Source organism: Streptomyces sp. BL1 (assembly GCF_057628045.1).
In genome coordinates this window covers 3,281,285-3,294,145 of sequence record NZ_JBXYWZ010000002.1, presented here as the reverse complement: position 1 = coordinate 3,294,145, position 12,861 = coordinate 3,281,285, and the positions used below count along the sequence as shown (strand labels likewise).

Genomic DNA, 12,861 nt, shown 5'->3' with positions numbered 1-12,861 from the left:
AGGTGGCTTGACTCAGACGCTGCGGAGCGCTTGCTGCGCGGCCTTCCGGTCGAGGCGAGGCAGCCTGCCATCGACGACAGCGGGCCCGCCGGCGAAGGATCCGGTGGCGCGGCCCACGGGGTGACCGACGCGACGGCGCTGTCCGCCGCGCTCGACGAACTCGCAGCCGCCCCTCCGCTGCCCCCGTCCGAACTTCCCGGCGAGGCCGCCGCGGTGGAGGCCTTCCGCACCGCCCACGCGGGCGTGCTGCGCAGCGGGTCGGTGGGCGCCGTCGGCGCCTCGGGCGCCGGCCGTGCCGGGCGCGGACGGACCGGGAGACGCGAGAGAGGATCGGGGCGGCTCGCCCGGCCGCTGCGGGCCGGCTTCGCGATGGCCGTCGCCGGATGCGCACTCGGCGGGGTCGCCGTGGTGGCCGGGGCCGGCGGACTGCCGGGCCCGTTCGGAGGCGGCGGCTCCCCGGCGTCCAGCGTGTCCCCGGCGCCGAACAGTTCGGACGCCCGCGACCAGCAGGCGGCACAGGGCGGCGAGAGCGCCTGGCCCGACCACAGCCCCGGTACGGGCCGCGAATCGGCGGGCAGCAGCATCACGCCGTCCCCCACGGAGAGCGGTACACGCGGCGGGCACGGCGAACACAACGGCGCACACGACGGTCGCGGACACGGTGCGGACGGGCACGGCCGGAACGGGAACGGCGAAGGCCGGGACCGTACGGGCGGCGACAAGCACGACGGCAGCCGCGACGCCGCCCGGAAGAAGGCGGCCCTGGCACGCCAACTGTGCACCGCCTACGAGGAGAAGAAGCTCTCCGCCGAGAACCGCGCCAAGCTGGAGCGCGCCGCGGGCGGCCCCGCCGCGGTGCAGAAGTTCTGCCTGAAGCACCAGCACGGCAGCAGTTCGGGCGGCAGCGCGGACGCGCCCTCCCTCACGTCGGGCTCCGGCAGCGGGAACTCCGGCAACGGCGGCGGCTCCAACGGCGGGGGCACCGGGGGCGGTTCCGGTGACAGCGCCGGCGTCGGCGGCGGTACGGGCTCGGGGCCCCGCCACCCGGGCAACGGCTCGGACAGCGGCTCCGGCAGCGGCGGTTCGGGCAACTCCGGCGGGAACGGCGGCAGCAGCGACCGCGCGGGCGCGGCCGACACGGCGAGCCCCACGCCGTCGGCCACCGCGTCCACCTCGGCGGACCCCTCGTCCTCGCCCTCCGTGACGGAGACCACGCCCGCCGGGTGACGCACCGGTGTGACACTTTCGCGGGTACCGGCGCAGAGATGAGTGAGCCGACTGGTCATCGGCTGCGCGAGAGACCCGAGGTTCCCCCCGTACCTCAGGGTTCGCGCGAATGGCGCGGGCGGGACACGTTCCCCCGGTCCCGCCCGCGCCCCCTTCTTCTCCCTCCTCCTTCGGCGCCGCGGCCTTCCTCCGCGGCGCCGCGCTCTTCCTCTGTACGGCGCGGGAACCGTTTCCCTCCTCCCCCCGTACAGCGCATGCTGTGAGCAAGGTCCCAGCCCGGGGGCCTCCACGGCGCGCGCCGTGCTCGCTACAGTCCGTGGCAACTGGGCAGTAACCAGTGGGGACCTCACGCGCGACGATGACGATGTACGGAGGCAAGGCCATGGCACGCGAGGCGGAGGGCGTCCGACTCAACGAGAGCGGACAGCCCATCCAACCGGTCTACGGTCCGGATGCGCTGCGGGACTGGGACGCGGACGAGAAGCTGGGCGAGGCGGGCTCTTTTCCGTACACGCGCGGTGTCTACCCGACGATGTACACGGGCCGGCCCTGGACGATGCGGCAGTACGCGGGCTTCGGCACCGCGACCGAGTCCAACGCCCGCTACAAGCAGCTCATCGAGAACGGCACGATGGGGCTGTCCGTCGCCTTCGACCTGCCGACGCAGATGGGCCACGACTCCGACGCGAAGATCTCGTCCGGCGAGGTCGGCAAGGTCGGCGTCGCCATCGACTCCATCGACGACATGCGGGTGCTGTTCGGCGGCATCCCGCTGGAGAAGGTCTCCACGTCGATGACCATCAACGCCCCTGCCGCGCTGCTGCTGTTGCTCTACCAACTCGTCGCCGAGGAGCAGGGCGCCGACCCGGCGAAGCTGACCGGCACGATCCAGAACGACGTACTGAAGGAGTACATCGCCCGCGGGACGTACATCTTCCCGCCGAAGCCCTCCCTCCGTCTCATCGCCGACATCTTCAAGTACTGCAAGGCCGAGATCCCGAAGTGGAACACCATCTCCATCTCCGGGTACCACATGGCCGAGGCGGGGGCGACGCCCGCGCAGGAGATCGCGTTCACGCTGGCCGACGGCATCGAGTACGTGCGCACCGCGGTCGCCGCCGGCATGGACGTCGACGACTTCGCACCCCGGCTGTCGTTCTTCTTCGTCGCCCGTACGACGCTCCTCGAAGAGGTCGCCAAGTTCCGTGCGGCGCGGCGCATCTGGGCACGGGTGATGCAGGAGGAGTTCGGCGCGAAGAACCCCAAGTCGCTGATGCTGCGCTTCCACACACAGACCGCGGGCGTGCAACTCACCCAGCAGCAGCCCGAGGTGAACCTCGCACGCGTCACCGTGCAGGCCCTCGGCGCGGTCCTCGGCGGCACGCAGTCGCTGCACACCAACTCCTACGACGAGGCCATCGCGCTGCCCACCGACAAGTCGGCCCGCCTCGCGCTCCGTACGCAGCAGGTCCTCGCGTACGAGACCGATGTGACGGCGACGGTCGACCCCTTCGCCGGGTCCTACGTCGTCGAGTCGATGACCGACGATGTGGAGTCCGCCGCGGTCGAGTTGATGCGCCAGGTCGAGGAACGCGGCGGCGCGGTCGAGGCGATCGAGCAGGGCTACCAGAAGAACGAGATCGAGCGCAGCGCGTACGCCATCGCGCAGGAACAGGACAGCGGCGAACGCGTCGTCGTCGGCGTCAACCGCTTCCGCATGGCCGAGGAGGACCCCTACTCCCCGCTGAGCGTCGACCCCGCGATCGAACAGCAACAGGCGGAACGCCTGGCGCGGCTGCGCGCGGAGCGCGACCAGCAGGCGGTGGACACGGCCCTCCACGACCTCCGCAAGGCCGCAGAGGGCGACGAGAACGTCCTCTACCCCATGAAGGAAGCGTTGCGCGCTCGCGCGACGGTGGGGGAGGTCTGCAACACGCTGCGGGAGGTGTGGGGGGCGTACGTCCCCACGGACGCGTTCTAGCCCCGGCGAACGCCCCTGTGCTTTCCGCGCGCCGCGCGGCGGGCGCAGGGGCGTTTCGCTGCCGGGGCGCGAACTACGGGGCGAGGACGTCTAGTTCTTGCATGGCGTCTACCGTGATCGTGCGCATGATCTCCTCCGCCCGGGCGCCGTCCCCCTCGCGGACCGCTTCCGCGACCTGGACGTGCAGCGTCACCGCCTCCTGGCGCGGGTCGCTGAACATCACCTCGTGTTCGGTGCGTCCGGTGAGGACCGCCGCGACGACGTCGCCGAGCCGCGCGAACATCTCGTTGCGCGAGGCGCGGAGTATCACGCGGTGGAAGGAGATGTCGTGCACCAGGTAGTTCTCCAGCTGGTGGCCGCGTGAGGTGGCCACCATCCCCAGCGCTTCCTCGGTGAGTTCGGCGCACTCCTCGGGCGTCGCCATCTGCGCGGCGAGGCGCGCGGCGACCGGTTCGACGGACGAGCGCAGCACGGTGAGCGAGCGCAGCTGACGGCCGCGGTCGGCGCCGGCCAGCCGCCAGGTGATCACCTGCGGGTCGAAGACGTTCCACTCCTCGGTGGGCCGGATCCTCACCCCCACCCGGCGCCGGGACTCCACGAGGTGCATGGACTCCAGCACCCGCACGGCCTCGCGCGCGACGGTGCGGGACACCTCGTACCGCTCGGCGAGTTCGTCGGTGCGCAGCACCGTGCCCGGCGGGTATTCGCCGGAGGCGATCGCGGGGCCGAGGGCGGCGAGCAACTGGGCGTGCAGTCCGCGCGACGGTTTGTCGTCGGCCCGGTCCGCTGCCTCGCCGGTCATGACTCTCCCCTGTTCCCCGGAAATGGATCCCGCCCCCTGGCGGGTCCACCTTACGTGGTCACCGTCACGCCATTAAGTATGACTATTTAGTTTCGAGCTCTTGAATAGATGTGACCAATGCGGTTGAGTATTCGATGGCCCGGGGTCGACGAGGACAGCGAGGTGTACGGGCGATGAGTGTCGTGGTGGTCATGGGAGTGGCCGGGACCGGCAAGACGACGGTCGGCGATCTGCTCGCCGCCGAGCTCGGCGTTCCGTACGCCGAGGCCGATGCCTTCCATCCCCCCGCCAATATCGCGAAGATGTCCGCCGGTACGCCGCTGGGCGACGCGGACCGCGTGCCCTGGCTCGACGCGATCGGCGCCTGGGCGCACGGTCACGCCGGCAGCTCGGCCGCGCGGGACGGCGAGGTCAGCGCGGTGGTCAGCTGCTCCGCACTCAAGCGCGCGTACCGCGACCGGCTGCGCGCCGCCGAGCCCGGCATCCGCTTTCTCCACCTCACCGGCGACCGTGCGCTGATCGACGAGCGGATGGGGCAGCGGCAGGACCACTTCATGCCCGTCGCCCTGCTCGACTCGCAGTTCGCCACCCTGGAGCCGCTCCAGCCGGACGAGGACGGCGTGGCCGTCCGCGTCGACGCGGAGCCGCACACCATCGTGGAGCGGGGCATCGCCGCACTGGGCGTACGTCCCGCGACGACGCGGACCTGATCCGCACCTCTCCCCACCAGCAACTGGCCCGTAGCGCCGCACAGAAGGAACAGCCGTGCTTCATCTCAGTGCCGAGATGATGGCCGCGGGATCCGAGCCCGCCAAGACCATCACCTCCGCAGGCAGCGCCCAGCTCGGTATCGCCGTGCTGGCCGGCATCGCCGTGATCGTCGTCCTCATCACCAAGTTCAAGCTGCACGCCTTCCTGGCGCTGACGCTCGGCACGCTGGTCCTGGGGTCGGTCGCGGCGGCCGCGCCGGACAAGACCATCGAGGCGTTCACGACGGGACTCGGTGACACCGTCTCCGACGTCGGCGTCCTCATCGCGCTCGGCGCCATCCTCGGGAAGCTGCTCGCCGACTCCGGCGGCGCGGACCAGATCGTCGACACGATCCTCGCCAAGGCGAAGACGAGCCGGATGCCGTGGGCGATCGCGCTGATCGCCGGCATCATCGGGCTGCCGCTCTTCTTCGAGGTCGGCATCGTGCTGCTGATCCCCGTCGTGCTGCTCGTCGCCAAGCGGGGCAACTTCTCCCTGATGCGCATCGGCATTCCGGCGCTCGCCGGGCTGTCCGTGATGCACGCGCTGGTGCCCCCGCACCCGGGCCCGCTCGCCGCGATCACCGCGACCGGCGCCAACCTCGGCGTCACCCTCGCGCTCGGCGTCCTCGTCGGCATCCCCACGCTGATCATCTCGGGGCCGCTGTTCGGCAAGATCGCCGCCCGCTGGGTCGACGTACAGCCGCCGGAGGGCCTGACCCCGGAGCGGCCCTCGGAGCAGCTGGACCGCAGGCCCGGCTTCGGCGCCACCGTGAGCACGGTGCTGCTGCCCGTTGTCCTGATGCTCCTCAAGGCGCTCAGCGACATCGTCATCGACGACCCCGAGAACCACATCCAGCGCATCGTGGACGTCGTCGGCTCCCCGATGATCGCGCTGCTGATCTCCGTACTGGTCGCGCTGTTCACCCTCGGCCGGGCCGCGGGCTTCACCAAGGACCGGCTGGGCGAGTCCGTCGGCGCCGCGCTCGGCCCGATCGCGGGCATCCTCCTGATCGTCGGCGCCGGCGGCGGCTTCAAGGAGACGCTGATCGAGCTCGGCATCGGCGACATGATCCTGGACTTCTCCAAGACCTGGTCGATCCCGGCGATCCTGCTGGCCTGGCTGATCGCCGTCGCGATCCGGCTGGCCACCGGCTCCGCCACGGTCGCGACGATCTCGGCGGCCGGTCTGGTCGCCCCGCTCGCCGCGGACATGAGCACCGCCCACGCCGCGCTGCTCGTCCTCGCGGTCGGCGCCGGCTCGGTCTTCTTCAGCCACGTCAACGACGCGGGATTCTGGCTGGTGAAGGAGTACTTCGGGATGAACGTCGGACAGACCGTCAAGACCTGGTCGGTGATGGAGTCGATCATCTCCGTGGTCGCGCTGGTCTTCCTGCTGCTGCTCTCGCTGGTGCTGTAGCGCGGCAGGTTCCCCGTCCCCGGGCCCTCGTCTCCGTCAGGAGGCGAGGGCCCGTTTCAGTTTCGGACCCAGCGTGCGTTCCACGAAGCGGTGCAGGAGCCAGGCGAGGACGAGCATCGACGCCACCGTGGTCAGCAGCGTCAGCCAGGACGGCACGCCGAGCCAGCGGTGCAGACCGCGGACGGCGACCCAGCCGAGGTGCTCGTGCACCAGATAGAAGGGGTACGTGAGCGCCCCGGCCGTCGTCAGCCACGGCCAGTCCACCCGGCGCAGCGCGCCCAGCGCGACGGCCGCGACCGCGGCGAAGCCGAGCGCGACGAACGCGATGATCCCGGCCGACGGACGGTACGAGAAGGTGCCCGGGCCGCCGTCGTTCCACAGCTCGGCGACCGCGTAGTGCTGGCCGAGCAGGAAGCTCGCGGCGACGATCGCCCACGCCGTCGCGTCGTGGCCGAAGCGGTGCAGCAGATACAGGCCGACGCCGCCGATGAAGAACGGCGCGTACTCCGGCATCAGCACCACGTCGAGCAGTTCCGAACCGGACGCCTCCGCGAGGACAGCGGCCATCAGCCAGCCCGCGCAGAACCACACCACACGCCGGCGCGAGGCGCCGGGGACGACGACGAACAGCGCGAAGAGCAGATAGAAGCGCAGCTCCGCCCAGAGGGTCCAGCACACGCCGAGGACCCGGTCCACGCCCAACGGCTCCTGCAGCATGGTGAGGTTGACCAGCGCGTCGCTCGGCGACACGGCCTCGAACACCACGCCCGGCAGGGAGAAGACGAGCGTCACCAGGACGACGGCCGCCCAGTACGCGGGCATCAGCCGCGACAGCCTGGAGGCGGCGAAGTGCCGCAGCGTACGGCCCCAGCCGCTCATGCAGATGACGAAGCCGCTGATGAGGAAGAAGAACTGGACACCCAGGCAGCCGTACGCGAACAGCTGCGAGAGATAGGGGAACTGGTCGGCGGGGGAGCTGCCCCAGGCTTCACCGATCTCGCCGTTGCGGCCGCCGTAGTGGTAGCAGGCGACGAGCAGCGCGGCGAGCAGCCGCAGCCCGTCGAGGGCGCGCAGCCGCCCGGCGCCGGAACGTTCCCGGCGGCGGGCGTGCGGCAGCACGGCGGAGTCGGAGTGAGCGGGGTCCGTGGAGGTGAGGGTGGTGGTGCTCATCGTGGCGCGCGCCTCAGCCGAGCGCTGCCCGCTTCAGTGCCCTGGCGCGCCGCGCCACTTTTCGCACTGTGCGGTTGCGCGGGACGAACGCGAACTGCTGCGGCAGGGCGCCGGGCAGGCCGAGCGATGTCAGACGGCGCCGTTTGAAATAGCGCCAGGTGTCACCCGTCAGCCGCTCGCTGAGGAAGCGTTCCGCCTCCGGCCGCAGCTCCGGGTAGATCTTCGCCTGCATACAGAAGCCCACGGTCCGTACCAGGCCCGTCAGTTCACGGTCGACGGTCGCCGCGTCCGGGGCGCGCCAGCTGCCGACCGCCTCCGCGTCGGTCAGCTCCGGCAGCACGGCGTCGACGAGCGTGACCGGGATGCGGTTGCTGTTCTGGTACGGCACGACCCGCTCCAGCAGCAGCCCCGTGCCCGTACGGGCGACCCGCAGCCCGTAGAAGGTGGACGCCGTCAGCAGCGCGGTGGAGAAACAGCCCGCCACCAGCGCCGGCTTGAGGTGCTCGTACAGCACCTCGGCCAGTACGGGCGCCTCCAGCACGGTCAGTTCGACGCCGAGCTCCACGGCCTCCTTCTCCAGCGTCCGGGAGAAGTGCGCCGGCGCGATGGGGTGCGGCTTGAACACCACCTTGCGGTGGCCGAGTTCAGCGGCGCCGCGCAGCATCCGTACGTGCAGCTGCTCCTCTTCCTCCGCGCTGAGGATGTCCAGCGCGGACAGGTACTGGCCGAGCAGCAGCGCCGCACCGTGCGGTGCGGTGGTCACGCTCGGCGGCACGTCCCGCGACAGCTCGGACAGTACGGAGCGGAAGGCGTCCGCCGGTACGGTCTCCGGCTCCACGCCGAACTCCGTGAGCAGCAGCGGCCGCAGACCGGGCAGCAGGTCCAGGTGGAGGAGGCGCCGTACGCGGGTGCCGACCAGCGGCGCGAGCTTGTTGCGGGTGGGGCCGTAGCTCATCAGCCCGTCCGCGTACAGGTCGATGGGCGCGTCGGGGAACATCTTGGCGATGGCCAGCGCGGGCTCCACCTGGATGGATTCCAGGGCGAGTTCGACCTGGTCGTCGGCCGCGTCGCCGAGGCCCCAGCGCAGCCGCAGATACCGCTCCCACAGCGGTACGTCGTCCCCGCGCGGTGACCAGCCGGAGGGGTGGAACGGGCTGATGGTCTCGTTCCACGACAGCACCCGGTCGAAGCGGTGCCGCAGCCGCTCGAAGCCCGGCATGGCGTCGAGGGACGGCGAAGTCTCCGGTGTGGCCGCGTTGTTGCTGACCAGCAGCAGCCTGCGGTCGGCCGGCTCGAAGCGGCCCGCGTCCAGCGCGGCGGCGAGCGTCGCCGCCCCGTACAGCGTGGAGGCGAAGAAGATCTGCGTACGCATCAGGCCGCGGCCTCCCCGAGCGAGGCGGGGCGGCGGCGCAGCCGGCGAAGCCGGGTGGCGCGTTCGGTGTCCATGGAGTCCAGCGCGTCCGTGAGGACGTCGGAGGGCATCCGGCGGAGCGCGGCAGCGCTCAACGCGCGCAGCTTACGGGCCACTTGCGGTTCGAACCTTCCGCTCGTCAGATGGTGGGAGATGATCGCGCAGTAGGTGCGGACGGCCTTCGGCAGCAGCGTGCCGGCCTCCGGGTCCTTCGCCGTCTCCTCTATGACCTGGTCGAAGGCGCGCAGGAAGTCCAGCTGCCGGACATCGCCGATCTGGGTCAGCGAGGAGGCCACGCCGCGCCGGTAGAAGACGCCGAGCAGCCCGACCGTCGCGAACGACCCGGCCTCCCGGTGCAGCCGCCAGATCCACGGCCGGTCCTCCGCCGTCCGCAGCCCGTGCGTGAAGTGCAGCACGCCGTCGTCCAGCAGCCTGCGGTGGTAGATGCCGGCCCAGGCGTACGCGTAGTCGACGGACGTCGTGCGGTCGGCGGGCAGGATCGCCTGCCGCGGGTCCATGGCGACGCCGCGGCGGCCGTGCGGCACCCGCGCGAGGGTCCGGTTCCGGCCCGTCACCTGGACATGGTCGGTGCGGACGAAATCGCAGCCCAGCCGCTCGATGGTGGCGACCAGCTCCGGGTAGTAGCCGGGAGCGAGCCAGTCGTCGCCGTCGAGGAACGTGAGGAATTCTCCGTTCGCCGCGTCGAGACCGGTGTTCCGCGCGGTGGCCAGGCCACCATTCTGGGCATGCCGTACGACGACGGCTCCGGGGAGTTCCTGTTCCGCACGCTCCAGAATCTCGGGAGTTCCGTCGGTCGAACAGTCGTCGACCAGAATGAATTCGAAGTCGTCGCGGGCGTTCGCACGGAGGCTTCTGAGCGTGTCCTGTGCATAGGACTGCACGTTGTAGAACGGCACGATGACGGAGAGCTTAACCACCCGGGAGACATTAGGTGTCGCCCCGGCATTCTGCTTGTCCGGCGGCGTACGCAAGGGTGAACGAAGAATGGCGGAATGGTGAACCCGCATTCCGGGCCTGCCGGTTAGCCGTTCGGCGGCGTGTTGTTTACCGGTTGTTGTGGTCGAGTTGGGCCGGGCAGCGGAATCGCTTCCTAACGTCAAGGACGTGCCATCACGTACATCTGGTTCCGCTTCCGTCAGACGAGTTGCAGTTCTCGCTGATTCCGACACGCGGTGGAAATGGGGCGCGCTCACGGCGCGCCGGCTGGCCCCCGAGGCCCGCATCGACGGCCTGCTGCTGCGCGGCCGTGCGACGCCGACGCCCCGGCAGCTCGCCGAGGTCGGCGTGCGCGTCGACTCGCTGCGCGAGGTCACGGGCGCGGGCTTCGTCCAGGCGGCCCGCACCGAGGGATACGACGTGGTGGTGCTCGCCTGCGTGGGCGGCGCCGTCCAGGCCATGGTGCACGGGCTGGCCCGCGCGGCCGCCGACACCCGGGCCGCCGCCGGCCCCCGCGACGCGGCCGGCACCGGGGAGAGCCGCCGGCCCGTCCTCGTCACCGGCTACGTCGGCGTCGTCTACGAGAAGCTCGCCGACGGCCTGCTGCTGCGGCACGGCGCGGACGTGGTGCTCGCCAACTCCCGTGACGACGCGGAGCGGTTCCGCGCCGTCTACGAGGGAGTCGGCGCCGACGCCTCCGCCGTGACCGAGTGCGCGCTGCCGTTCCTCGGCGGCGCCCCGTACGCCGGACCCCCGCCTGCGGGCCTTCTCCACGAGGAGGCGCCCGCCGAGCGTGAAGGCGCCGCGCAGGAGCGGCCGTTCACCGTCACCTTCGCCGCGCAGCCCTCCGTACCGGCAGGACGCGCCGACCGCGCCTACCTGCTGCGCCGCGCCGTCGAACACGCCCGGCTGCGCCCGGAGCGCGAGGTGCTCGTCAAGCTGCGCAGCAAGCCGGGGGAGCACACCACGCACATCGAGGAACAGCCGTACCAGAAGCTCGCCGCGCGGGCGGCGGGCGGACTGCCGCCCAACTGCCGCCTCGTGTACGGGCACATGGGCGAGGTCCTGGACCGCACCGACCTGCTGGTGACGGTCAGCTCCACCGCCGCGCTGGAGTCCCTGCATCGGGCCGTGCCGACCGCGCTCCTCACCGACCTCGGCATCCGCGAAGTGCTCGGCAACCACTACTTCCTCGGCTCCGGCTGCCTCGCCTCCTGGGACGAGCTGGACGCGGGACACCTGCCCAGGGCCGACGCGGAGTGGACCGCGCGGCACGGCGTGTGCGTGTCCGGCGGCCACGAGGAGGCCTTCACGCCGGCCAGGACCCGGGTGGCCGAGCTGACCGCGCGCGGCGAACTCCCGCCGCCCGCCCCGTACTACACGCCGGCCACGGCGCCCGGCTATCTGCCCGGAATCCTCGCCCGCTACGGCTTCGACCCGCACGGCGCGCCCCTGCCGGCCGCCTACGCCGCGGCGGAGGCCCGCCCCTCCCTCCTCCGCACCGCACTGCGCAACACGGCCCGCGCCACGTACCGCCACGGCGTCCAGCGCGTGGCGCCTCTCATCCGGCGGGCGGGCCAACTGTGACGGGGCCGCGGAGCGGGCGCGCCGTCGGGCCTGCGCTGTGGGCTGTCTGCGCCAGGGGCGCAGGGAGGGCACAGCGCAGCAGCGCTGCCGCACACCCTCGCCGTACGCGACCACCTGCCCAACGGGGTGCGGTCCGCGCCGGACCGGGGCGCAGGGGGACAGACCTCGCGGGTGCGGTCCGGTGTGCCCGCCCGTCCCGCCCCTCCGGGCGGACCGATCGCCCACACCTCTGTGAGGAGACGTCATGACCGTTCTCGCTGTGATCCCTGCCCGGGGCGGCTCCAAGGGCGTGCCTGCCAAGAACCTCGCGCCCGTCGGGGGCGTGCCGCTCGTCGCCCGCGCCGTGCGGGCCTGCGTCGAGGCGCGGCTCGTGACCGCCGCGGCCGTCTCCACCGACGACCCGGCCATCGCCGCCGCGGCCCGCGCCGCCGGCGCGCACGTCATAGAGCGGCCCACCGACATCGCGGGCGACACCGCGACCAGCGAGGCCGCCGTACTGCACGCGATGGACACGTACGAGGCCCGGCACGGCCACACCGTGGACACCGTGCTGCTCGTGCAGTGCACCAGCCCCTTCCTCACGCCCGGCGACATCGACGGCGTCACCTCCGCCGTCGTCGAGGGCGGCGCGGACAGCGCCCTCGCCGTCTCCGAGTTCCACGGCTTCGTGTGGCGCGACGGCGCGGAGGACACCGACGCGTCCGACGACTTCGACGCCCAACAGGCCGCCACCGGCGGCGGGTTCGGCGTGAACCACGACAAGGCGTTCCGGCCCCGCCGCCAGGACCGCCCGCAGGACCTCCTGGAGACGGGCGCCGCGTACGCCATGGACGCGGCCGGCTTCCGCAAGGCCGGCCACCGCTTCTTCGGCCGTACGGAACCCGTCCGCACCGACCCCGCGCGCGTGCTGGAGGTCGACGACCCGCACGACCTCGCCCGCGCCCGGGCCCTCGCACCGCTGCTCGACGTCGCCACCCCCGGCATGCTGCCGACGTACGGCGACATCGACGCGGTCGTACTCGACTTCGACGGCACCCAGACCGACGACAGGGTGCTCGTCGACTCCGAAGGACGGGAGACCGTCGCCGTGCACCGCGGCGACGGGCTCGGCATCGCAGCCCTGCGCCGCGCGGGACTGCGGATGCTCATCCTGTCCACGGAACAGAACCCGGTCGTCGCGGCACGGGCCGCGAAGCTCCGCATCCCCGTGCTGCACGGGATCGACCGGAAGGACCTCGCCCTGAAGCAGTGGTGCGAGGAGCAGGGCATCGCCCCGGAGCGCGTGCTCTACGCCGGCAACGACGTCAACGACCTCCCGTGCTTCGGACTGGCCGGCTGGCCGGTCGCCGTCGCGGGCGCCCACGACGTCGTACGCGGCGCGGCCCGCGCGGTCACCTCCGCGCCTGGCGGCGGGGGAGCCATCCGCGAGATCGCCTCGTGGATTCTCGGCCCCTCACTCCAGGCACCTCACCAGGCAGACACGCAGGACAGCACCGGACAGGAAGCCCACGAGGCGGCCCGCCCGGCGTCCCTGCAGCCCTCTCTCTAGCAGAAAGA

The 12,861-nt window shown here is 71.9% G+C and carries 10 protein-coding genes; 6 read left to right on the top strand and 4 right to left on the bottom strand.

The window, feature by feature from the left end:
* Positions 1-30 precede the first annotated feature (30 nt).
* Both AC3AGO_RS14460 and AC3AGO_RS14455 read left to right on the top strand, forming a co-directional pair.
* Positions 31-1,227, top strand: a complete 1,197-nt coding sequence (locus AC3AGO_RS14460; RefSeq protein ID WP_487820603.1) for a hypothetical protein — start codon at positions 31-33, stop codon at positions 1,225-1,227.
* 382 nt (positions 1,228-1,609) lie between these two features.
* Positions 1,610-3,208: an acyl-CoA mutase large subunit family protein gene (locus tag AC3AGO_RS14455; protein ID WP_487824660.1), complete on the top strand. Its 1,599-nt coding sequence runs from the start codon at positions 1,610-1,612 to the stop codon at positions 3,206-3,208.
* 73 nt (positions 3,209-3,281) lie between these two features.
* Here the strand turns inward: AC3AGO_RS14455 and AC3AGO_RS14450 are convergent, their stop codons facing one another.
* Entirely contained in the window at positions 3,282-4,010 is a 729-nt protein-coding gene (locus AC3AGO_RS14450; protein ID WP_487820602.1) for a FadR/GntR family transcriptional regulator, read from the bottom strand.
* A 173-nt stretch (positions 4,011-4,183) separates the two neighbouring features.
* On the opposite strand from AC3AGO_RS14450, the gene AC3AGO_RS14445 reads away from it, so the two are divergent.
* On the top strand, positions 4,184-4,720 hold the full coding sequence (locus AC3AGO_RS14445) for a gluconokinase (RefSeq protein WP_487820601.1): 537 nt from the start codon (positions 4,184-4,186) through the stop codon (positions 4,718-4,720).
* 55 nt (positions 4,721-4,775) lie between these two features.
* Complete coding sequence (locus AC3AGO_RS14440; RefSeq protein WP_487820600.1) at positions 4,776-6,179, top strand: GntP family permease; 1,404 nt, start codon at positions 4,776-4,778, stop codon at positions 6,177-6,179.
* Between the two features lie 36 nt (positions 6,180-6,215).
* On the opposite strand, the gene AC3AGO_RS14435 is transcribed toward AC3AGO_RS14440, so the two are convergent.
* The 3 genes from AC3AGO_RS14435 to AC3AGO_RS14425 are packed head-to-tail and all read right to left on the bottom strand — an operon-like array spanning position 6,216 to position 9,698.
* On the bottom strand, positions 6,216-7,349 hold the full coding sequence (locus AC3AGO_RS14435) for an acyltransferase family protein (RefSeq protein ID WP_487820599.1): 1,134 nt from the start codon (positions 7,347-7,349) through the stop codon (positions 6,216-6,218).
* Between the two features lie 13 nt (positions 7,350-7,362).
* Positions 7,363-8,721 carry a polysialyltransferase family glycosyltransferase gene (locus AC3AGO_RS14430; protein ID WP_487820598.1) on the bottom strand — a complete coding sequence of 453 codons (1,359 nt, stop codon included), beginning with the start codon at positions 8,719-8,721 and terminating at the stop codon, positions 7,363-7,365.
* A complete protein-coding gene (locus tag AC3AGO_RS14425; protein ID WP_487820597.1) occupies positions 8,721-9,698 on the bottom strand; it encodes a glycosyltransferase family 2 protein in 978 nt (325 codons plus the stop codon). The genes AC3AGO_RS14430 and AC3AGO_RS14425 overlap by 1 nt, the downstream gene beginning before the upstream one ends.
* 187 nt (positions 9,699-9,885) lie before the next feature.
* On the opposite strand from AC3AGO_RS14425, the gene AC3AGO_RS14420 reads away from it, so the two are divergent.
* Entirely contained in the window at positions 9,886-11,304 is a 1,419-nt protein-coding gene (locus AC3AGO_RS14420) for a DUF6716 putative glycosyltransferase (protein WP_487820596.1), read from the top strand.
* 244 nt (positions 11,305-11,548) lie between these two features.
* Entirely contained in the window at positions 11,549-12,853 is a 1,305-nt protein-coding gene (locus AC3AGO_RS14415; RefSeq protein WP_487820595.1) for a cytidylyltransferase domain-containing protein, read from the top strand.
* Positions 12,854-12,861: the final 8 nt, after the last annotated feature.

Excerpts from the sequence above, each read along its gene's own strand:
- AC3AGO_RS14455 (WP_487824660.1), top strand. The coding sequence starts at position 1,610 with ATGGCACGCGAGGCGGAGGGCGTCCGACTCAACGAGAGCGGACAGCCC.
- AC3AGO_RS14450 (WP_487820602.1), bottom strand. The coding sequence starts at position 4,010 with ATGACCGGCGAGGCAGCGGACCGGGCCGACGACAAACCGTCGCGCGGA.
- AC3AGO_RS14445 (WP_487820601.1), top strand. The coding sequence starts at position 4,184 with ATGAGTGTCGTGGTGGTCATGGGAGTGGCCGGGACCGGCAAGACGACG.
- AC3AGO_RS14435 (WP_487820599.1), bottom strand. The coding sequence starts at position 7,349 with ATGAGCACCACCACCCTCACCTCCACGGACCCCGCTCACTCCGACTCC.
- AC3AGO_RS14430 (WP_487820598.1), bottom strand. The coding sequence starts at position 8,721 with ATGCGTACGCAGATCTTCTTCGCCTCCACGCTGTACGGGGCGGCGACG.
- AC3AGO_RS14415 (WP_487820595.1), top strand. The coding sequence starts at position 11,549 with ATGACCGTTCTCGCTGTGATCCCTGCCCGGGGCGGCTCCAAGGGCGTG.